This window comes from Actinomadura rugatobispora (assembly GCF_042656285.1).
GTDB lineage: Bacteria > Actinomycetota > Actinomycetes > Streptosporangiales > Streptosporangiaceae > Spirillospora > Spirillospora rugatobispora.
On record NZ_JBHSON010000002.1, the window covers coordinates 66,149 to 86,982 of the forward strand.

Here is a 20,834-nt window from a genome sequence, read left to right on the forward strand (position 1 = left end):
CATGCCGCACGACGCGGTCAGGCCCGTGCGCGGATCGGCGCCGGCACCGGTACCGGGGGCGGCGCGGGGTGACGGTGCTTCGGTCCGGTGGCCCCGGCGCACGCCGCCGAGGGCGGTCCGGGCGTTCCGCCGCCCGGAGGTCGCCGCGGTCGTCTCCTGGGCGGTGCTGCTTCCGGTGGCCATGTCACTGCCGTCATGGGCCCGCGCCGATCCGTTCACGCCCAGGGGAACGATCCTGCCGCTCGCATTGATGGGAATGCTGGCGGCAGGAGGTCTCGCGGCCTGCGCCCTGACCCGCGGGAGATGGCGGCCGCTGCGCGATCCCCTCGCGGGGGCGGCGGCCGGGGCGCTGGCCGCGTGGGTGGCGCTCATGCTGCGCACGATGCTGCACGGCACGCCGTTCGGGTTCGCCGGCCTGGCCGGCGACATGGGCCGCCTCACCGCGCTGGCCACCCGGTACAGCGCGACGGCGGCCAGCGCGGACGGCATCGTCGCCGACGTTCCCGGCGAGTACCCGCCGCTGTACCCGTGGCTGATCGGCCGCACCGCCGCGCTGGCGGACGTCCCGGCCTGGCGGCTGCTGGGGGAGGCCGAGGTTTTGACGGTCTCCGCGGCGGTGCTCGTGTCCTTCCTGCTGTGGCGGCGGCTCGTCGGGGCACCGGTGGCGCTGGCCGTCGCCGCGGCCGGGCTCGCCGTGTTCGCCGACCCGCGCAAGGCGTACGAGGTCATCGCCCTGTTCGTCTTCGTCCCGTGGGTCCTGGCGGCGATCGGCACGCCCCCGCGCGGGCGCTGGCACTGGCTGCCCGCGGGCCTCCTGGGCGGGCTGCTCGTCCTCACCTACCAGGGATACCTCCTCTGGGCGTCCCTGGGCCTGGTCGCGCTCGCCGCCCTGACCTGGCGCGCCGCCGAGGACCGCCGGGCCTGCCTGCTGCACCTGGTGAAGCTGACGCTGGTCGCGGCCGCCGTGTCCGCCTGGTACCTGGTTCCGTACGCCTGGACGCTGGCCCGCGACGGCGGCCAGCTCGTCGCCGACCTGTACCGCGCCCCGGCCATCGACGAGAACCCGTTCCCCTTCACGGCCATGACGCCGCCCGGCGTGCTCGAGGCGATCGGGCTCGCGGGGCTCCTCTGGTACCGCCGCACCGCCTGGTGGGCCGCGCCGCTGCTGTGTCTCGTCGCCGGCACGTACGCGTACCGCGTCATCGGCATGGTCCGTTTCGCGGTCACCGGCCACACCGGGCTCTTCTACCACTCCACCCGGATGGTCGGCCTCGCGCTCATCGTCGCCGGCGTGCTCACCATCGTGCGGGCGGGGCCGGGGCTGGCCCGGCGGCTGGCCGGCCGCCCCGCCGCGCCCGCCGGGTTCGCCGCCACGGCTCTCGCCGTCCTCATTGCCTGGACCGGCGCCGTCTACTGGCAGGCGTGGAAACCCGATCCCGGCGCCGCCCGCACCTCACCGGGCGGCTACGCGGCACGCGCGCACACCGAGCCGCTGCCGGACGGGAGGCGTCCCCGGTACGCCCCGGCCCGGCCGGAGGTGCCCTGGTTCCCGGTGACCCCGATCCGGAACGCGGTCGCGAGCGTGCTCGGGCCGGGCGCCGCACCGCGGACCCTCTCCTACGACGAGCGCCTGTTCTCGTACCTGCCCTGGCCCGGTTACACCACCGCGGACCGCACCTCCGCCAGCAGCCTCGTCCGCTGGGACGAGCGCCGAGCCGCCCTCGCCCGGCTCGCGGCCGTCACCGATCCGGCCGCCTTCTCCCGGGCCGCCGCGCGCACCGCCTTCGGCCGCATCGATCTCTTCGTCCTCCGGACCGAGGGCGGGAGCTGGACCTGGGGCGACATCCGCTTCGCGCCCCGCCAGTTCGATCCCGCCGCCTTCGCCGTCATCCCCGGGCTTCCGGAGAACACGGTCGTGGCGATCCGCCGGCCCGGCCGGTGAGACGGAAGGCGCACGCGTGCGGCAGGATCGGCGTGAGGATGGAGCCGTACGTGACGGCCTTCGACGGACGGGGCGGGGAGCACTGTGGCGATCGACGAGCACGGCCTGGCACTGGGATCGGCGAGCCCGGCGGCCGTCCGGCACTACGACAACGCGATCCACGAACTCCTGCACTTCCGCGCGGAGGTCGTCGATGAGGCGCGCCTCGCCCTCGACGAGGACCCGGGCTTCCCGCTCGGGCACGTCCTGGCGGCGTACCTGGGCCTGCTGACCACCGAACCCGACGACGCCCGCGCCGCGCGCGAGCGTTTCGCGCCGTTCCGCGCGGACCTCGACACCTCCCGCCTGCCGCCCCGCGAGCGGGCCCACGTGGAGGCGGTCGAGTCCCTGCTGGACGGCGACTTCACCACCTGCGGGGCCCTGCTGGGGCGCATCACCGAGGAGTATCCGCGGGACGCCCTCGCCCTGGCCGCGGGCCACCAGATCGACTTCTTCACCGGAGACGCCCGCGCCCTGCGCGACCGGATCGGCGGCGCCCTGTCGGCCTGGCACGAGGACGACCGGCACTTCGGCAACGTCCTGGGCATGTACGCGTTCGGCCTGGAGGAGGCCGGGCACTACGACCGGTCCGAGGAGGTCGGGCTGCGGGCGGTCGAACTCGATCCCCGGGACGTCTGGGGCATCCACGCGGTCGTCCACACCTACGAGATGCAGGGACGCTTCCAGCACGGCATCCGCTACCTCGACGACCGGCTGGACGACTGGTCGACCGGCACGTTCTTCAACGTCCACAACTGGTGGCACTACGGCCTCTACGCGCTGGAGGCCGGGGACACCGCCCGCGCCCTCCACATCTACGACACCGTTCTACAAGGCCCCGACAGAACCGGCACCGCGCTGGAGATGCTCGACGCGGCAGCCCTCCTCTGGCGGCTCCTTCTGGAGGGCGACGACCAGGCGGAGCGCTGGGCGGCACTGGCCGACGCCTGGGCGCCCAAGGCCGGGGAGGCGTTCTACGCGTTCAACGACATGCACGCCGTGATGGCGTTCGCCGCCTCCGGCCGCGTCGCCGAGGCCGAGCGGCTGATCGCCGACCGCGAGTCCTACCTGGCCGAGGACCGCCCCGGTGTCACCAACCAGGCCATGACCGCCCGCGTCGGCCTGCCCGTCTGCCGCGCCTTCGTGCGGTACGTGCGCGGAGAGCACGAGGAGGTCGTGGACCTCCTCTACCCGGTCAGGCATCACGTCAACGAGTTCGGAGGCAGCCACGCCCAGCGCGACGTCGTCCAGCGCACGCTGCTGGAATCGGCGATCAGATCGGGACACGCCGACCTGGCGCGCGTCCTGGTCAGCGAACGCCTCAACCTCCGGCCCACCAGCCCCTTCAACTGGCTCAAGCACGCCGAGGTGACCGAGGCCCTGGGCGACCGCGCCGCGGCCGCCGCGGCCCGGACCCGCGCGGACGGCCTGAGAACCTCCGTCCCCGGCCACGACCGGTGAACGATGAGCGTGCGAGCGTCATGTCGGCCTGGTGTGGCCGGCCAGGAGGCGAGAGAGGGCGCTGTCGGACGAGGCGAGGGTGTCCCAGGTGCCTTGTTCGGTGACGTGGCCGTCGTGGAGGACGGCGATGTGGCGGGCGCGGCGGATGGTGGCCGGGCGGTGGGCGATGACGATCGTGGTGGTGCCGCGCCCGGCGAGGAGACGGGCGAGTTCGGCGTCGCCGACATTGTCGATGTGCGCGGTCGCTTCGTCGAGGATCAGGATCCTGGGGTCGGTCAGCAGGGCGCGGGCGAGCGCGACGCGGGCGCGCTGGCCTCCGGAGAGGGTAGCGCCGCGTTCTCCGACGATGCTGTCCAGGCCGTCGGGCAGGGCGGCCGCGATGCGATCCACGCCGCATCCCTTGATGACCCGCTCCAGGTCGTCGTCATCGGCATGGGGCGCGGCCAGGCGCAGGTTGTCTCTGAGCGTGCCGTGGAAGAGCGAGGCGTCCTGGCCGACCAGGGCGATCGCGGAGCGCAGGTCGGCGTCGGTGAGGTCACGTATGTCGACGGTGCGGTCGGCGGTGATGAGTTCCACGGCGCCGCTGGAGGGGTCCCAGAAGCGGGCGAGGAGATGGGCGAGGGTGGTCTTGCCCGCTCCCGAGGCTCCGACGAGGGCGATGGTGCGTTCTGGAGGGACGGTGAGATCGAGGCCGCGCAGCACGGGATCGGTGCCGTAGGAGAAGTGGACGTCGCGCAGCCGGACGCCGAGCGGGCCTCGGGGCAGTGGGACGGGGCGGGCCGGGGGTGACGCGGTCGGCGGTGCGCCGATCGCCGCCGTGACCCGCGCGGCGGCGGCACGCAGGGCCCCGGCTTGGCGGAGCGCGTCGGCCCCGGCGGCCACGGGGGCCAGGATGGAGATCGCCAGGGCCAGCGTGGCGGGGGCCCAGGCGCCGTGCGGACGGCCGTCCGCGGTGGCGACGACGGCGACGACGGCGATCAGGGCCAGCACGACCAGGATGTCCTGGACGGCGGTGAAGGCGCCGTCGTGGCGGGCCTCGGCGCGCTGGGCCTGGGCGAGGCGGCGTGCGGCGTGGGCGAGTTGGCGGCGGCGCTGGTCCAGGGCGTTGTGGGCGAGGAGTTCGCGGATGCCGTCGGTGGTGTCGACGGCGTCGGCGGACAAGCGGGCCGTGGCGCTTCGGACGCGCTCCCCGCGAACGTTGCGGCCCCGGTCTCCCAGCAGTGGATGCGCGGCCAGGGCGATGGCCACGGCAAGGACGGCGGCCGCCAGCCACGGGTGCAGTACGCCCAGGACGGCCGTGCCCGCGGTGAAGACCATGCCGGTGGCCAGGAGCTGGGCGGTGGTGTGGGCGTAGAAGAACTCCAGCGCCTCGATGTCGTTCATCGCGGTCGCCGCCAGGTCGCCGCTGCGCCGTCCGGCGACGCGGGCGGGCGCGCTGCGGGCCAGGCCGTCGTAGATGCGCACCCGCAGTTCGGCCAGGACGCGGTAGGCCAGGTCGTGCGAGAGGTCCATCTGCCGCCAGGTCGCGACGGCCCGCAGCAGGACCAGCCCGGCCAGCGCGCAGGCGGTGCCGGGACCGGGCGCGGCGCCGTCGATCACGGCGCGTCCGACGGTGTGGGCCAGCCAGGTGATCAGGACCACGAGGGCGGCCTGGTCGATCAGGCAGGCGAGGATCGTGCGGGCGACCATCCGGCGGTGCGGCCGCAGCGCGGGGAGCAGGCCGCGCAGGACGCGCCGGGCGGGCGGTTGGGGGTTCATGGCAGTCCTCGGGTGGATCAGTCGCGCAGGTCCGCGGTGGCCAGCGCGGCGTAGACGCCGCCGTCGCCGGCCAGGGCCGCGGGGTCGCCGACGGCGTCGACGCGGCCGCCGTCCAGGACGACGATCTGGTCGGCGTGCCTGACGGCGGCCAGGCGGTGGGCGATGATGAGGCAGGTCCGGCCGTGCGCGGCGCGGCGCAGCGCCAGCGTGATGCGGTGTTCGCGTTGCTCGTCCACGGCGCTGGTGGCCTCGTCCAGTACCAGGACGGGGGCGTCGCACAGGAGAGCGCGGGCCAGCGCCAGGCGTTGCCGCTGGCCGCCGGACAGAGTGGCGCCGCGTTCGCCGAGGACGGTCGCATACCCGTCGGGGAGCGCGGTGATCTCGTCGTGGACGCCCGCGTCGCGGCAGGCGGCGACGAGCCTGTCGGCGGAGGCGCCGGGGTCGGCCAGGCGCAGGTTGTCGGCGATCGAGGCGGCGAACAGGTAGGTGTCCTGGGAGACCACGGCGACCGTGCGGCGCAGCGCGGCCAGGGACAGCTCACGGACGTCGACGCCGTCGAGCAGCACCGCGCCGGCGTCGGGGTCGTGGTGGCGTTGCAGCAGCGCCAGCAGCGTGGACTTGCCTGCCCCCGACGGGCCGACCAGCGCGGTGGTGCGTCCGGCCGGGCAGTGGACGTCGACGCCGTCGAGGGCGGGGCGGTCGGTGCCCGGGTAGGCGAAGCGGATGCCGGTGAACGACAGGGCGGGCGCCGAGGGCCGGACGGGTGCGAGCGTGCCGGTGTCGGGCACGGCGGGCCGGGCGGTGCGCAGCGCGGCGATGCTGTCGGCGGCCGACAGGCCCACGTAGCCGGCGTGCCATTCCCTGGACAGGTCCCGCAGCGGCCGGAAGCACTCGGAGGCGAGCATCAGCAGCAGGTAGGACACGGCCCCGGTCGCATGGCCGGTGGCGGCGGACGCGCAGGCCAGCAGGACCGCGGCGAGGGTGCCCGCCTGGATGGCGAGGTCGGTGAGGGCGGTGTCGACCAGCGAGACGCGCAGCTTGGCGACGATGGCGCGGTGCAGCCGTCGCGAGCGGTCCTCCAGGACCCGGCGCCTGCGCCCGGCGGCGCCGGTCGCGCGCAGGGTGGCCATGTGCTGGAGCGATTCCAGGTAGTCGGCGGCCAGGTCCTCGTAGCTGTCCCAGTGGTCCTTGCCGCGCTCGGCCAGCGCCCGGTCCCAGAGGCGGGGGAGGAGCAGGGCCGCGGCGACGGCCGCGGACAGGGCGACCGCCGCCCACGGATCGAGGGTGGCGATCCACACCAGGAGCGCGGGGGTGACCAGGCACACGACGGCGAACTGAGGGAGGTAGCGCGACAGGTAGGTGTTGACGCCCTCCACGCCGTCGACGACGGTCGCGCGCAGGGCCCCGGCCCGGGCGGCGGTGCTGTGGGCCGGGCCGAGATGGCCGAGCTGGACCAGCAGTTCGTCACGCAGCGCCGACCGGATCCGCGCCCCGGCTTCGGCGGCGGCCAGTCGCTGCCGCCAGGTGAGGAAGGCGCGCAGGAGCAGTACGGCGGCCACCGCGCCGAGCAGGGCGGGCAGCCGGCCGGTGCGGCCGGCGGCGATGTCGGCCAGCGTGACGGCCAGCAGCGCCGCCTGGGCGACATGGCCGGCCGTGACCGCGGTGAGCAACGCCGTGGCGCGCAGCAGCGGCCCCGGCGCGGTACGGGTGGCGCGCAGCAACTCGGGGTGCAGCATCATCGGCGGTCACTCCGGAGAGAAGGTGGGGAGGCGGAGGCCAGCGCGAGGCCGTGGACGAGCCACCGTTGCCGGGCGGGCCCGCCGAGCGCGGCTCCCAGGTCGGCGCCCTGCCAGGAGCCCACGGGGCGGGTGCGCAGGCCGAGCGCGGTCGCGGTGAGTTCCGCGCAGGCCACGGCGTAGCCCGCGGCCAAGTGTTCGGTGCGTATCCGCCCGGGTGGAGCCGAGTCCGGGATGCCGTCGGCCAGCAGAACGGCTCCCGCCTCGGCGATCCAGCCCTGCGCGGCCGCCCACACCGCCAGGGTCGGCCGTGCTTCTCCACCGGCGACGGGACGCGGCGTCCCGGGCCGCGCCGGGTCGGCGGTCACCAAGCCCGGGGAACGCCCGCCGACGGCGGCGCACCAGGACAAGCCGCTTGGGGAGGGGACGAGGGAACCGGCTTTGACGGCTGCGGTCAGCACGGTGGCGAGGTCGCCCGGATCCGGCTCGCCGTCCAGGGGCGGTGGCGCGCTGCGGCGGTCGGCGATGGCCCTCGCGGGAAACGAGTCCTCACCCGTGATCGGGGACTCCGCCGGCTGCCAGGTGGCGGCGGCCGTGTCACGGGTGAGGGCGGCCAGGACCGCTCCGGCGTGCCGCCCGGCAGGGCCGGGTGCCGGGCCGGGAGCCGGAGGCGCTGCCGGCGGCTCGTCGGTCCAGGCGGTGAGCGGGCACGGGGCGGTGAGGCCGGGGCCATGGCCCTGGGCCCGAACGGTGATTTGGACGGCGGCCAGCGGGTGCTCCGGTGTGGTGCCGGGCCACTCGGTGTGCCACCGGTCGGGTGGGGGCAGCCCGGCGGCGCCGGCCAGTGTCGATGCGTCCGCGTCCAGGGTCAGGCGGGCACGGTGGCCGTGGGCGAGCGCGGCCATCGCCAAGGCGGCCACGGCGTGTCCGGTGTCCAGGAGCAGCAGCGGCCAGGCACGGTGGCCGTAGTGGGATGCGGTGCGCTGGGCGGTGACGGTGAACACGACGACCGTGCCGCCGGGAGCGCCCAGCGGTGCGGGGCCGCGGCGGTGAGCCCGGTGCTCCAGCGGGTCGTAGGCGTAGCGTCCCGGCGGCAGCGAGCATCCCGGCCCGACCAGGAGATGGGCGTTGACCGGGTGCAGCCCGCCGGCGGAGGCCACGGGCCGCAGCCGCGTCGAGAGCGCTCCGGGAGCGGGGCCACCGGCATCATGCTCGTCCCGGTCGAGGGCGCCGCGAGTGATCGGCCCGGCTTTGAGGGAGTAGGCCAGCAGCGGATCCAGGTCGAGCGGGCCCGCCCCGGGGTGCGCGCCCGACGCGAGGCCGGCCGGGTCGCCTGTCCAGCGTTGCCCGGCCGGTCCGGCGGAGGTGTCGGGGGCGACCGGCCGGGTGGAACGGGCCTCGGCGAGCGCGTCGGCGGCGAGCCGGTCGGAGGTGGGGGTGACGGTCATGCTCGTGTCGCACCTCTACATATGCGGGGGAGGGGCGAGGGTGAACTCGCCGGGTGAGGCAGGGGCGGTGGTGCGCCATCCGCGGGCCAGCGCCGCCTGCCCGAAGCGCGGGCACCCGCAGTAGGCGAAGGCGGCGGGGGCGTTGGGCACCAGACCGGTGACCAGGACACGGGCCACCCGCAGCGGCGTCTCGGCCACGTCGGGCGTGGTGAGGTCGAAGGTGACCACGCGGTGCCCGCCGCGGGCGAGCCGTTCTCGCAGACGTTCGGGCGAGCCGGGCGCGACCAGGTCGACCGGCACGGACTCGGCGGGGTGGGTGAATCGCCGAGCCAAGGGCGCCATGCGATCGTCCAGCCATACCTGCACGTGGGCACCCAGGTCCCGGACGCGGCCGAAGTGCTCCCCCGCGTCGTCGAGGTAGCGGCGGTCCGGCCGGTGCTCCAGGTAGAGGCCCTTGGCGAGCATTCCGGCGTCGATCGCCTGGAACACCCATCCGCCGGGGTCGGTGAGGCCCTGGGTGAACACCCAGGTGTGCACGGCCTCCAGGACGGCTTTGCGGGCGGCCTCGGCGGGGTCGTACCGGCAGGCGAACCCGGCCGCGTACAGCCCGCGATCGGCGTCGTGCACCAGAGCGGCCATGGCCGGGGCGAACTCGTTGGGCATCTCCACCACCCAGGTCCGCAGCGGCGACCCGGCGAGGTCGGCCGGCAGTCCGGGGACGCTGTCCAGGTGGATGCCGCGCGTCGGACCGTCCAGGTGCCACCACACCTCGAGGGCGTCGCGCTCGACGACCTCAAGCAGCGCGCGTTCGACGGCGTCGTCGAGGCCGGCTCCGGTCGCGATGCCCGCGTAGTTGAGGTGGTGGGTGCGTGGCAGCGACCTCAGGTCGCCCTGCCGCCAGTTGAGATGGGTCAGTGCCACCGGGGCCAGGCAGTCGCGCTCACCGCCGCCGGGCAGGTGCTCGGTGCCCAGTGCCCACAGGGCCTCGGTGGTGTCGGTGAACCGCCGGTAGGGGAAGCGCGGCCGGTCGTACTGCCATGGGGCGTAGTCGGGGAGTTCGGCGGGGGTGAGATGGTTCCGACCGGCGAGGTCGGCGGCGGTGGCGCGCAGCGGTGCGCCCGGTTCGCCGGGTGGCGGCAGGCGGTTGCCGCAGTAGCGCTCCACCGCTTCGGCGATGGCCGCCACACGGGCTCCGCCGGGGTCGTCGAAGGTGGTGCCCAGGGCGACCCGATCGGCGGGCCAGGCGCCGAACCGGCGGGCATCGCTGACCTCAGCGGTCATCGCCACATAGCGGGCCGGGGTTCCGGCAGGGTGCTCCACCGGCGCCACCGACCGGACCAGCCCGCACACCGGGTCGACCAGAGCCTCCACCGGGAGCGAGGACGCGGGCGCGTCGGCGGGGGCATCGGCGGTCTCGGCGGCGGTCTCGGTGCGGGCGGTCATCGGGTGATCTCCTCGGCGGGGTTGATGGGGAGGGCCGTGGCGTCCGGGACGAGGGCGGGCAGCAGCAGGCGGCTCTGCGCCGGTACGACGGTGCGCAGGGAAGGCCGCAGGTCGGTGGCGCGTACCGGGTCGTGCCCGGTGTGCGGATTGCGGGCGTGGGCGGGGAAATGGTGTCCCGCTATCTCCAGTCGCAGCCGGGCGCCCGCGGGCAGGCGGCGGAACAGCGGACCCAGCGGGATGCTGATCCGGCTGGGCGACCCGGCCGGTGCCCGGCTGCGTACGATGCCGGCGGCCAGGGGCTCGGCGGTGCCGCGCGGGGTGAGGGCGATCAGGCGAGCGGCCCAGTCGGCGGTGGGCGTGTCCGCGGTGGCCAGGATCCGGGCTTCGCCGTCCCCGGCCAGGTCGAGGGCGTCGGGGAGGGGCTCGCCGACGGCCAGGAACCGGTCAGGCCGTCCGCTCGCGGGCACGTCGAGACGGTCCGACCGCACCGGATGTTCCGGGTCCGCGACGAACTCCTCGCCCCGGACCACCCGCAGATCCATGCCCACGTGCCGTGGCGGACGATCCAGTTCGTGGGCGGCCAGCCAGCGGCCGGTGCCCGCCAGGCCCACCGCGCCGCGCCGTCCCTTGAGCGACCCGCCCAGTGCTGCCCGCGCGAACCTGACGTACAGCGGTCCCAGCGCGAGCCGGTGGCCCGCACCGGCCCCCGGACCGGGGGACGCGGTGAGCGCGTGGCCCCAAGGGCCGATCAGCAACCGGGCGGCTCCCGAGCCTTGGCGCCCCCATGCCCGCCACAGCGCCATGACGTCGGTGATGAAGGGGTCGTAACTTCCGCCTACGGCGAGCAGGGGGACCGTTCCCGTTTCGGCGCGCAGCCTGTGACCGTCCGAACCGGTGCCGGTCCCGAGCGTTCCGGCGGCGTCGCCTGAGCGTTCGGCGGACCAGAGCCGTTCCCATGAGGGCAGCGGTCGTCCGAGTCGCCGGGGCAGGTCCAGCAGCGGCAGGTGGTCGAGAAGGGCGGGATCGGCGGTCATGGCCCGCTCCAGCGCGGAGGGGTCGCTGTCACACCGGTCGCCGTGTGCGGCCCACCAGCCCGCGCGCGCGAGCAGCCGTTCCACTCCGCTCGACTCGCGTGCGGTCTCGGCCAGGCCCAGCGCCGGCACGGCGGCGATGACCGCATGGGGGCGGACGTCCGGATCGGCGTGCAGCGCGATGACCAGGGCGCAGTGCGCCGCATAGGAGGACCCGCAGGCCACGATCACGCCGTCGCTCCACCGCTGGCGGCGCAGCACCCGCACGGTCGCCGCGCCGTCGTCGGCTTCGTGGAGATAGGGGTGCCACGGTCCGCTGGAGCCGTGCCGTCCGCGCACGTCCTGGGCCACGGCGGCGAAACCCCGGCGTGCCCAGGCGCGCAGCTCCGCGAGGTGCGAACCGCGGCCGTAGGGAGTGCGGATCAGGACGCAGGGAAACGGCCCCGGTCCCTCGGGCAGGCAGAGGTCGGCGGCCAGCGTCGTGCCGTCGTCGGTGGTGACGTGCATGTCGTGGCACCGGGTCATGCGCGGCGTCCGCTGATCGGGGCGACCCGCGGGACGGGCAGGACGCAGTGCTCGGTGGTCGTCAGATCTCGCAGGTCGAGCCTGCGCAGGCGGCGGCGAGGGGGCGTGCGGCCCTCCCTCGGCGTGCTGCCGTGGGCCCACGCGGCCAGGTCGGCGGCCAGCAGCGCGGCGATGGCCGCCGCCTGCGCGGGCCCGGTCACCGGGTGCCCGCCGTTCGCGGCGGCTCCGGCCCAGTAGGCGGCCAGTTCGTGATGGGCCGGGGTGGCGGCGAGGCGGCGCGCGGCCACGTGGGCGGAGAGCACGTCGCCCGGGGCGGCGGCGATCGGTTCGATCCAGACCTGCCGGCCTTCGCGATGGCAGCGGGCCCAGGCGATTCCCCGCTCGGGCAGCCGGTCGGCCTCCTCCCACAAACCTGGGGGGACGGGACGATCCAGGCACCACACCACCGCCGCGGGCCCGCGCTCCCGCCTCCGGGAGCGCTGTCCGCCGGGTGCCGGTGTGCCGGCGAGCGCCGCGACCTCCTGCGGTGTCGCGGGACGGGGGCACGCGCCCGCGGAGGACAGGAAATCGACCAGCGGCGAGGTCAGCCGCTCGTCGCCGAGCACCAGCACGTCGGAGCGGTGCGACGGCCAGGAGGGAGGCGCGTCGAGGTACCCGGCCTCGGCGAAGGCGTCCAGCAGCCGCTGCACCTCCTCGCTCTCCTCTGGCCGAGCGCGTTGGGGGCCGTCACCGTTGGACGGGACCTCGTCGTTGACCGGGGTGCCGAGCAGCTCCAGCAGCCTGGCGGCGGCCTCGGGGGAGGTGTTGAGGCGCAGGAATTCGCCGTCGGGTGTGCGCACAGCCAAGGGATGCCCGTGCGCGGCGACGATGTCGACGCCGGGGGCGAGTCGGGGCCGCGGCAAGTCTCCTCCTCGTGTCCTCGTGTCCTCGTGTCCTCATGAGCCTCGTGCGGGCCGGGCGGCCGGGACGGGGACGGGCCCGTCCGGAGCGGCTCCGGACGGGCCCGCCTGCGCCGCCTACTCCTGGTCGTCGTCGAAGGGGTTCTCGACGAGGGCGTTGGAGTGGGTGGCGGACAGGTGCGCGAGCTGGGCCTGCTCGGCGATCGGGGTGAAGACCGGCTGCTGCTGCTCCATACGTTCCTCCAAGGAGTCGGGGAGCGGCACCCCGGGTGGGCGCCAGAATGAACAATAATGAAAACGGTTATCAATATCAATAGGTGGGTTTGTCGGGATAACAGATGGGCCATCCGTGTTCGGGATCCCGGCCGACCCTCCCCTCGACGCCGAACACCTCCCGCAGCAGCTCGGGTGTCACCACGCGCTCCGGCGGGCCCTGCGCGGCCACGCGCCCGTCCCGCAGCGCCACCAGCCGTTCGGCGAAGCGCGCGGCCAGGCCCAGGTCGTGCAGCACCATCAGCACGGTCAGCCGCCGTTCCTCGCGCAGCCTGGCCGCCAGTTGCAGCACCTCCAGCTGGTGCCGCAGGTCGAGGTAGGTGGTCGGCTCGTCCAGCAGGAGCACGGGTGTGTCCTGGGCCAGTGCCAAGGCGAGGCGAACCCGCTGGCGTTCTCCGCCCGACAGGGCCTCCACCGGCCGGTCCGCCCACCCCTCCACTCCGACGTCGCGCATCGCCCGGACGGTCACGGCGTCGTCACCGACGCGCAGCATGCCCAGCGGGCCTCGCGCGGCATAGCGTCCCTGGCGGACCATCTGGCGTACCGTCAGGCCCGGCACGGCGGGCGCGGACTGGTGCAGCAGGGCGACCCTGCGGGCGGCGTCGCGGCGGGAGACCCGGGTCATGTCGGCGCCGTCCACCAGCACGCGTCCGGATTCCGGGCGCAGCACGCCCGCCGCAAGGCGCAGCAGGGTGCTCTTGCCGCACCCGTTCAGGCCGACCAGGGCGACCAGTTCGCCGGGGCGCACCCGCAGGCTCACCTCGTCGAGCACGCGCCGTCCGGGGTAGCCGAACCGCACCCGATCGATGTGCAGCATGGCGGCCCCGGAGCCGGTCCGCCCCTCGGCCGCCTCGGGCGCCGCCGCCGTGGTGCCGGGGGCGCCGATCAGTTCGGACACGATCTCACTCCTTGCTCACCTGGGGAGCCTTGTTCGCCGGGGGGATGTTCGGGCGCCGGGTCACGGCTCGACGGCGTGCCGGCGGGCGATCACCAGCAGTACCGCCGCGCCGACGCAGGTGGTCACCGCGCCGACCGGAACGCTGAGATGCTCGGCCCCCCAGGCGGTGACCGCTCGCGAGACCAGCTGGGCGACGGCGTCGGCCCCGCACACGGCGATCCCACCGGCCAGCACCGCCCCCGGAAGCGCGACCCGCAGGTCGGCCCCGAACAGGGCGAGCGCCGCGTGCGGCACGACCAGCCCCACGAACCCGAGCGCCCCCACCGAGGCCACCGCGCCCGCGGTCAGGGCCACCGCGCACAACAGCGCGAACCCGCGTGCCCGCGCCGGAGCCAGCCCCGCCGACTCGGCGACCCCGTCGCCGCAGCGCAGCAGCATCAGCGGGCCCGCCGTCAGGCAGGCGACCAGGCCCCAGCACAGGGTCCACGGCCACAGCAGATTCCAGTGCTGCCACGTGCGCGCCTCGGTCGTGCCGACCATCCACTGCACGACGCTGCCGATCTCGCCCGGTGCCGCCAGCAGGGTCACCGCCGTCAGCCCGCCCAGGGCCGCGGACACCAGCACGCCGTGCACCGCGACCGAGGCCGGATCCGAGCGCGCCCTTCCGGTCAGCAGCCACAGCAGCCCCGCCCCGCCGCATCCACCGGCCACCGCGGCGATCACGACGGCGGCCGGTGACGCCCAGTCGGCCAGGCCCGTCCCGGTCGCGGCGACCGCGCCGAGCACCGCGCCCGGGGTGACTCCGGTGACCTCGGGCGCCGCCAGCGGGTTGCGCAGCGCCGCCTGCAGGATCAGCCCCGCCAGGCCCAGGCTCGCACCGGCGCCGAGCGCGACCAGCGCCCTGGGCAGTCGGACCCGCCAGACCAGATGCTGGACGGTCGGGTCCGCCGCGCCGCCCGTGAACGCGTGCCAGGTCTCGCCGACCGTCAGGGCGCGCCCCGCGACCAGATCGGTCATGAACACCAGCGGGACCGCGAGCAGCAGCACACCGAAGGCCAGCAGTGGCCGGCGCCGCCGTCGCGCCGGGCGCAGCACGCCGGACGCGGTCAAGGACTCCCGCCGCTCGATGAGCGTCATCGGGCATCGCCCCCAGGTTCTGCACGGCGCGGCTCGGTGCGCGGGCCGCGCAGCAGCGCCACCCCCACGGGCACGCCGATCAGCGCGGTCCAGGCCCCGGCCGGAGTCTCCACCGGTTTCAGCACCAGACGCGCGGCCTGGTCGGCCCACACGGTGATCACCGCGCCCCACGCCACCGTCCAGGGCAGCCACCGCAGGACGCCGGCGTCCGGGCGCAGCCGCCGCGCCAGGTGCGGGGCCAGGAACCCCACCCACGCGATCGGGCCGCAGACCGCGACCACGGGGGCGATGAGCAGCACGGCGACGGCCAGCGCGCCCAGCCGGGCGTGCCGCACCCGCAACCCGAGGGCGCCGGCGTCCTCATCGCCCAGCCGCAGCACCGACAGCATCGGCGCGCACAGCACCAGCAGCGGTACCGCCGCCAGCAGCCACGGCCACACGTCGTGCCAGGCGTCCCAGGTGCGGCCGGAGAGGCTGCCCAGCAGATAGCGGAAGATCACCTGGAGGTCGAGCTGGTCGGCCATCACCATCAGCACCAGCAGCGCGGCCTGCAGCGCGGCCGCCACCGCCGCCCCGGTGAGCAGCACCGCCGACGGGCTCCGGCCGAAACCGGCGGCGACGAGCGTCACCGCGCCGCCGATCCCGGCCCCCGCCAGGGCGAGCAGCGGGTAGGACCAGCCGGGCAGCGTCAGCGCGAGGACCAGGGGAGCGGCGACCCCCAGCGCCGCCCCGGAGGAGACGCCGAGCATCTCCGGGACGGCCAGCGGGTTGCGCAGCGCCTCCTGCATGACGAGCCCCGCGGCTCCCAGGCAGGCCCCGGCGGCCAGGGCCAGCAGCAGCCGGGGCAGCCGGACCTCCCGGACCACCACCGTCTCCAGCCCGTCCGCGGCGCCGCCGGGCAGCAGCGCGACCAGGCGTGACGGCACGATGTTGGGCGTGCCGAGGCACAGCGCGCACAGGGCCGCGGCGGCCAGCAACCCGGCGGCCAGGACGACCGTCCGGCTCATCGCAGGGCGGCCGTCGCCTCGTCCAGGACGACCTCAAGGGAGCGCGTGCCCCGGCCCTTGGCCCACACCTCCGGGTCGACCTCGACCACCTTGCCGTTCTTGACCGCGGGGATCTGCGACCACAGGGCGTTGCGGGCCATCTTCTCCGACAGCTTCGCGCCGGGCGCACCGAACGCGATCGTCTCCACGAACAGCACGTCGACGTCCTTGGCCAGGATCTCCTCCAGGCTGTAGGTCCCCTCGACGCCGCGGCTCTTCCACGGGTAGTCGCTGAAACGCGGGAACAGCCCGGCCGCCACGTCGTTGCCCGGCGTGGCCACGCCGAAGTTCTCGTCACTGCCGAACACGATCAGTGCGGTCTTGCCGCTCCGGGCCTTCTCAGCGGCGGCCAGCTTGCCGCGCAACCGCCGTTCGGCGGCGACCGCCCTGTCGCCGCGGCGGGTGAGCGCGGCCAGCGAGCGCAGGTAGGCGACGCTGTCCTGCCAGGTGGCTGGTTGCAGGGGCCAGAAGGTGGTGGCGCCCTGCAGCGCGGGGGCGAGCTTGCCGTGCGTGTCCTCCAGCCCGATGACCAGATCGGGCTTGTGGGACAGGATCGCCTCCACCTCCGGGGCGATGAAGCCGCCCGGGACGACCGGGACCTGCGCCGCCCGCTGCTTGCCGAGGAACCGCGGGTGGGCGAGCAGCGCGGAGTTGGTGGCGGCCGGCACGAGGCCGAGCTCGGTCAGCATGTCGTCGCAGAGGGCGACCAGGCAGACCACGCGCTCGGGGGTGCGCCTGGGCGCGACCCTCTTGCCGCGGACGTCGGTGATGCTGTCGGCGTCGGCGACCGGCTGGACGGGCGGCAGGCCCGCCACGCTCGGGTCGCCCGCACCGGCGCCGGTGCGGTCGTCTGCGGCTCCGCCGCAGCCGGCCAGCAGGGCGCCGGCCGCGGCGAGCGCGACGGCAGGCCGCAGAAGGCGGCTCAGGGTGCGCGGCATGGTCGTTTCTCTCTCGTCAGGGGGCGGTCACGCACGCGGCGGACGGCCTGCGTGACGCAAGCCCTATCCGCACAACGTCCCGGCATGATAATCGTTTTCATTGTCGCTGTACATCGGACCAGCTCTTCCCGGGAGGCAATCCGTGGCATCTGTGCGGCTCGTCGCGGCCGACCACGTCGCCGGCGTCGTCCACGTCATCGAGCCGTCCACCGGCCGCCCACTGGCCCGGCTCGAGGGGCGCCACCTCGCCGAGCACGCGGGTTTCCTGCACCTGGCCGGAGGCAGGCTCGCCTTCGTCGACGACCTCGCCGGCGAACTGGTCGTCCTCGATCCCTTCGCCGCCGGGACCGCGGATCCGCCGGTGGTGGCGACCGCCCCGGTCGCCGTCCCCGCCGAGCATCTGGCCGCCGACCCCAGCGGCCGCTACGTCGCGGTGACCAGCGGTTGCGGCCGCTCATGGGAGCCCTGGAGCGACCTGCTCACCGTCGTCGACCTGGGCCGGCCCGTCCGTCCCCGTTCGGTGCGGGTGCGGACCCGCATCGGCGAACCGGGCGTCACCCTCCTGGCCGGCCCCGACCCCCTGGTCGTCCTGCGGCACCGGATGCCGGGCTCCTTGGACGTCTACCGCCTGCACGAACTGCTGGCAGCGCCCCCGGCCTGCCCGGCGGCAGAGCCGCTCCTGCGGCTTCCCCTCCCCGACGACGGGCACGGAGACGCCGTGGACCCCGCGACAGGACAGGTGTTCGCCGCCACCGGCACCGGCGTGCACCGCGCCCGCCTCCGCGGCTCCGACCTGCGCCCCGAGGAGCCCTTGCCCTGGGATACGCCGCACCGCAGCGGGGGACGGGGCTACTACCTGCGGCTCGACGCGGCGCACCGCACCCTGTGGAGCACCGTGCGCGGCGGACCCGCCGAACCGGACCGGTGGCCGCAGTGGACCAACGACGCCTGGTGGCACCGGCTGGACGAGGGCACCACAGGACGGGTTCCCCTCGGACCCGGCCTGGTCTTCCGGCTCGCCTTCGGCGCCGACCGCGTCGTCTTCACCCGCGTTCACCCCGACGGGGACGAGTTGATCGTGGTCGGCGCGGACCGGCCCGCGGTGCTCGCCCGCGTCCCGCTTCCGCCGATGGACGGCGCCCCGCGCCGAGGAGGCACTCCCTGGGACGGCGTGCAACGCCGCGCCATCGCCGCCTCACCCGCCGCCCCCCTCGTCGCCGTCACCCGCGGCGGACATGGGCAGATCCACCTCATCGACGCCCAGGCCTGCACCGACCTGCGCACACTCGACCTGCCCACACCCTTTGACGAGGGCGGCCACATGGCCATGGTCGCAGTCGGCGACCACTCGGCGAAGGACACCGTCGGCCGCTGAACGTATCCCTACTATATAGGTAGGTATTGACGGGTAACCTGCTTGGTGCCTACCGTGTCGGCGGACACCCCTGCCGGGTCCCGCCGTGGGCCGTGTGGTCGGCAGCTGACGAGGAGAGCCTTTCAGTGAGAACGTCGAGCCTTCGGGCATCCGCAACCGCGCCGGGCACGCTCGGATGACCAGGCCTCTGCACCTCGCCATCGACCTGGACGGGGACGGCGCCCACCCCGCCGCGTGGCGGCACTCGGGCCGCCCGCCCGGCGCCGTGTTCACCGGGAGCGCGCTGCGCGCGACGGTGACCGAAGCGGAACGGGCGGGGTTCGCGCTGGTGACGTTCGACGACGGACCGCTGCCCCCGTCCGGCGGCCCGAACGCCGCGGGTCGGCTGGAGGCGGGCACCCGCGCGGCGTTCGCCGCGACCGTCACCGGCCGGATCGGCCTGGCGCCCACCCTGCACGCCACCACGACGGAGCCCTTCCACACCGCCACCCAGCTCGCGAGCCTCGATCACGCGAGCCGAGGCCGTGCGGCATGGATCGTGGGCGCCGCCGCCGACCCGGACGCGTTCGCGACGATCGGCGCCGAGCCGCCCGCTCCTGAGGCACTGCGGCGGGAGGTGCTCGACGTGGTCGAGGTGTCCCGGCTGCTCTGGGACTCCTGGGAGGACGACGCGGTCATCCGGGACGCAGCGTCCGGGCGCTACCTGGACGCTGACAAGGTGCACCACGTCGACTTCGAGGGTGCGACGTTCACGGTCAAGGGCCCGCTGATCACGCCCCGGCCACCGCAAGGCCAGGTCGTGGTGCTGGCCCCCGACACGCTGGGCCTCGGTGGGCGCGCCGACATCGCTCTGGTCGCCGCACCGGATCCCGGCGCGATCGAGGAGCGGGCCGGACGCGCCCGGGAGACCGGCGTCCCGCTGGTGTTCGCCGAGATCGAGGTCGTCCTCGGTGCCACGGCCGCCGAGCGGGCCGCTCTGCTGGACGAGGACACGCCGTGGCCGGACGGCGGTGGGCTCCGGTTCACCGGAACGGCGGAGGAGCTCACCCGCCTGCTGTCCTCTCTCGCCGACGTTGTGGACGGGGTGCGGCTGCGTCCCGCCGTCCTCGCCGCCGACCTGCCGGTACTCGCCGGTGCGGTGCTGCCCGCGCTCGCGGCGGCGGGCCTGCACCGGCCTCCCGAGCCGGGCGCGACGCTCCGCGCCGCGCTCGGCCTGCCCCGGCCCGCGAATCGGTTCGCCGCCGCACAGGCCGGGCCGCGGAATGAGGTGACCGCCCGATGACCGAGACAGGCGCCCCCTACGACCCGAACGCCCAGGTCCACCTCGGGGTCTTCTACCCCGGCGTCGGACCGCAGCTGATCTGGACCGATCCGGCCTGCGCCGACCACGTCGCGATCGAGACGTTCGTCGAGGTCGCGCGGCTGCTGGAGCGCGGCCTGTTCGACGCGTTCTTCCTCGGCGACGGCCAGCGGGTCCGGGAGAACCGCGGCAGGATCCACGATCAGGACATCTCCGGCCGCCCGGACGCGATCACGCAGCTGTCCGCCCTCGCCGCCGCCACCGAGCGGATCGGGCTCGTCGCCACCCAGAACGCCACCTACAACCACCCCGCCGACCTCGCCCGCCGGCTGGCGAGCCTGGACCTGCTGTCGGACGGCCGGGCCGGCTGGAACATCGTCACCACCGACAACGCCTGGACGGGGGAGAACTTCCGGCGCGGCGGCTGGCTGGAGCACGAACGCCGCTACGAGCGGGCGACCCAGTTCGTCGAGGCCGCCAAGGCGCTGTGGGCCTCCTGGGAGCCGGACGCCGTCGCCGACTCCGGGGGCGCCAAGAGCTGGGCCCGTCCCGGCTCGATCGGCGAGGTCGCCCGGCACACCGACCTCGTGGACTTCCGGGCGGTGGCGACCGTCCCGGCCGGTCGGCAGGGCCGCCCCGTGCTGTTCCAGGCGGGCGACTCGGCCGGCGGGCGGGAGCTCGCCGCCGCCCACGCCGACGTCGTGTTCTCCGCCAACACCGACTATGCCAAGGCCGCCGCCTACGCCGCCGACCTGCGCGAACGGCTGGTCCGGCACGGCCGCCCGGTGGACGCGGTGCGGATCCTGCCCGGCGCGGGCGTCATCCTCGGCGACACGCCCGGCGAGGCCGAGGAGAAGGCGCGCTGGGTGCGCGATGAACAGATGTCACCAGTGCGCGCGATCGCGTTCTTCGAGCAGTACTGGGGCACCGACCTGTCCGGCTACGACCCGCACGGGCCGCTGCCCGGCATCGACCCCGTCGAGGGCGAGCTCGACCCGTCCCGCGGCACCATCCCGATCGAGCTGCGCACCGGCAAGTTCCGGACCATCGCCCGTTGGCGGGAACTGTCGGAAGAGCGCGGGCTGTCGCTGCTGGAACTGGCCCGCGAGGTGGCGCCCCGGCACTCCGGGTTCGTCGGCACGCCGTCACAGGTCGCGGACGAGTGGACGCGGTTCGTTCGCACCCGGGCGGTGGACGGGTTCAACATCGGCCCGCATCTGATCCCGTCCCAGTTGGAGGAGATCGTCGACAAGCTCGTCCCGGAACTGCAGGAGCGCGGTGCGTACCGTACGCACTACGAGGGCACGACCCTGCGCGAACACCTCGGGCTGCCGCCGGTCGTTTGAGGACGTGCCGCCCGCCGTTCAGGCCACCGGGCATCCGGTGCGCAGGGCGGCGGCCGTCCATAACACCAGGTTGCCGGTACGGAGGACCACGACGGCCTCGTAATCCCGGAACGTCCGCTCGCCGGAGGTCCCGCCACCACGCGGCCGGGTGGCGGGCCCGGCCAGCTCGCGCCGAGCCTGCGCGGTGGTGAGACGGTCGGCAGGGTCCTTACCGCGCCCAGCACGCCCATCGCCGTCGA

At 75.1% G+C, this 20,834-nt stretch carries 16 protein-coding genes; 5 read left to right on the plus strand and 11 right to left on the minus strand.

The genetic code is table 11. The features are described from left to right. Position 1: 1 nt before the first annotated feature. Together ACFPZN_RS01575 and ACFPZN_RS01580 are read left to right on the plus strand one after the other, a co-directional pair. Positions 2-1,942 (plus strand): arabinofuranosyltransferase, encoded by a 1,941-nt coding sequence (locus ACFPZN_RS01575; RefSeq protein WP_378279337.1) that lies wholly within the window; start codon positions 2-4, stop codon positions 1,940-1,942. Between the two features lie 84 nt (positions 1,943-2,026). After that, positions 2,027-3,442: a tetratricopeptide repeat protein gene (locus ACFPZN_RS01580; RefSeq protein ID WP_378279338.1), complete on the plus strand. Its 1,416-nt coding sequence runs from the start codon at positions 2,027-2,029 to the stop codon at positions 3,440-3,442. A gap of 18 nt (positions 3,443-3,460) precedes the next feature. Here the strand turns inward: ACFPZN_RS01580 and ACFPZN_RS01585 are convergent, their stop codons facing one another. From ACFPZN_RS01585 to ACFPZN_RS01635, 11 genes are all read right to left on the minus strand, one after another. Beyond that, positions 3,461-5,200, minus strand: coding sequence for an ABC transporter ATP-binding protein (locus tag ACFPZN_RS01585; RefSeq protein WP_378279340.1), 1,740 nt, complete (start codon positions 5,198-5,200; stop codon positions 3,461-3,463). 17 nt (positions 5,201-5,217) lie between these two features. Further along, positions 5,218-6,939, minus strand: a complete 1,722-nt coding sequence (locus tag ACFPZN_RS01590; protein WP_378279342.1) for an ABC transporter ATP-binding protein/permease — start codon at positions 6,937-6,939, stop codon at positions 5,218-5,220. Next, on the minus strand, positions 6,936-8,384 hold the full coding sequence (locus ACFPZN_RS01595; RefSeq protein ID WP_378279343.1) for a nitroreductase family protein: 1,449 nt from the start codon (positions 8,382-8,384) through the stop codon (positions 6,936-6,938). Before ACFPZN_RS01595 ends, ACFPZN_RS01590 begins: the two co-directional genes overlap by 4 nt. Positions 8,385-8,399: 15 nt before the next feature. Next, on the minus strand, positions 8,400-9,827 hold the full coding sequence (locus ACFPZN_RS01600) for a YcaO-like family protein (protein WP_378279345.1): 1,428 nt from the start codon (positions 9,825-9,827) through the stop codon (positions 8,400-8,402). Next, positions 9,824-11,383 carry a CocE/NonD family hydrolase gene (locus ACFPZN_RS01605; protein WP_378279347.1) on the minus strand — a complete coding sequence of 520 codons (1,560 nt, stop codon included), beginning with the start codon at positions 11,381-11,383 and terminating at the stop codon, positions 9,824-9,826. Before ACFPZN_RS01605 ends, ACFPZN_RS01600 begins: the two co-directional genes overlap by 4 nt. Next, a complete protein-coding gene (locus ACFPZN_RS01610; protein ID WP_378279348.1) occupies positions 11,380-12,285 on the minus strand; it encodes a hypothetical protein in 906 nt (301 codons plus the stop codon). Before ACFPZN_RS01610 ends, ACFPZN_RS01605 begins: the two co-directional genes overlap by 4 nt. 114 nt (positions 12,286-12,399) lie before the next feature. Then, a complete protein-coding gene (gene amiA / locus ACFPZN_RS01615; RefSeq protein ID WP_378279350.1) occupies positions 12,400-12,516 on the minus strand; it encodes a streptamidine family RiPP in 117 nt (38 codons plus the stop codon). A 76-nt stretch (positions 12,517-12,592) separates the two neighbouring features. Beyond that, a complete protein-coding gene (locus tag ACFPZN_RS01620; protein WP_378279352.1) occupies positions 12,593-13,453 on the minus strand; it encodes an ABC transporter ATP-binding protein in 861 nt (286 codons plus the stop codon). Positions 13,454-13,513: 60 nt separating this feature from the next. Beyond that, positions 13,514-14,590 carry a FecCD family ABC transporter permease gene (locus tag ACFPZN_RS01625; RefSeq protein WP_378279354.1) on the minus strand — a complete coding sequence of 359 codons (1,077 nt, stop codon included), beginning with the start codon at positions 14,588-14,590 and terminating at the stop codon, positions 13,514-13,516. Continuing rightward, entirely contained in the window at positions 14,587-15,597 is a 1,011-nt protein-coding gene (locus tag ACFPZN_RS01630; RefSeq protein ID WP_378279356.1) for a FecCD family ABC transporter permease, read from the minus strand. The genes ACFPZN_RS01625 and ACFPZN_RS01630 overlap by 4 nt, the downstream gene beginning before the upstream one ends. Then, entirely contained in the window at positions 15,594-16,574 is a 981-nt protein-coding gene (locus ACFPZN_RS01635; protein ID WP_378279358.1) for an ABC transporter substrate-binding protein, read from the minus strand. Before ACFPZN_RS01635 ends, ACFPZN_RS01630 begins: the two co-directional genes overlap by 4 nt. Before the next feature lie 142 nt (positions 16,575-16,716). On the opposite strand from ACFPZN_RS01635, the gene ACFPZN_RS01640 reads away from it, so the two are divergent. The 3 genes from ACFPZN_RS01640 (at position 16,717) to ACFPZN_RS01650 (ending at position 20,595) form a co-directional block, all read left to right on the plus strand. Then, the gene (locus ACFPZN_RS01640) at positions 16,717-17,949 is read left to right on the plus strand and encodes a hypothetical protein (protein WP_378279360.1); all 1,233 of its coding nucleotides are present in this window, start codon (positions 16,717-16,719) and stop codon (positions 17,947-17,949) included. Between the two features lie 175 nt (positions 17,950-18,124). Beyond that, entirely contained in the window at positions 18,125-19,231 is a 1,107-nt protein-coding gene (locus ACFPZN_RS01645) for an LLM class flavin-dependent oxidoreductase (RefSeq protein WP_378279361.1), read from the plus strand. Beyond that, positions 19,228-20,595 (plus strand): NtaA/DmoA family FMN-dependent monooxygenase, encoded by a 1,368-nt coding sequence (locus tag ACFPZN_RS01650; protein WP_378279363.1) that lies wholly within the window; start codon positions 19,228-19,230, stop codon positions 20,593-20,595. Before ACFPZN_RS01645 ends, ACFPZN_RS01650 begins: the two co-directional genes overlap by 4 nt. The last annotated feature ends 239 nt before the right edge of the window (positions 20,596-20,834 follow it).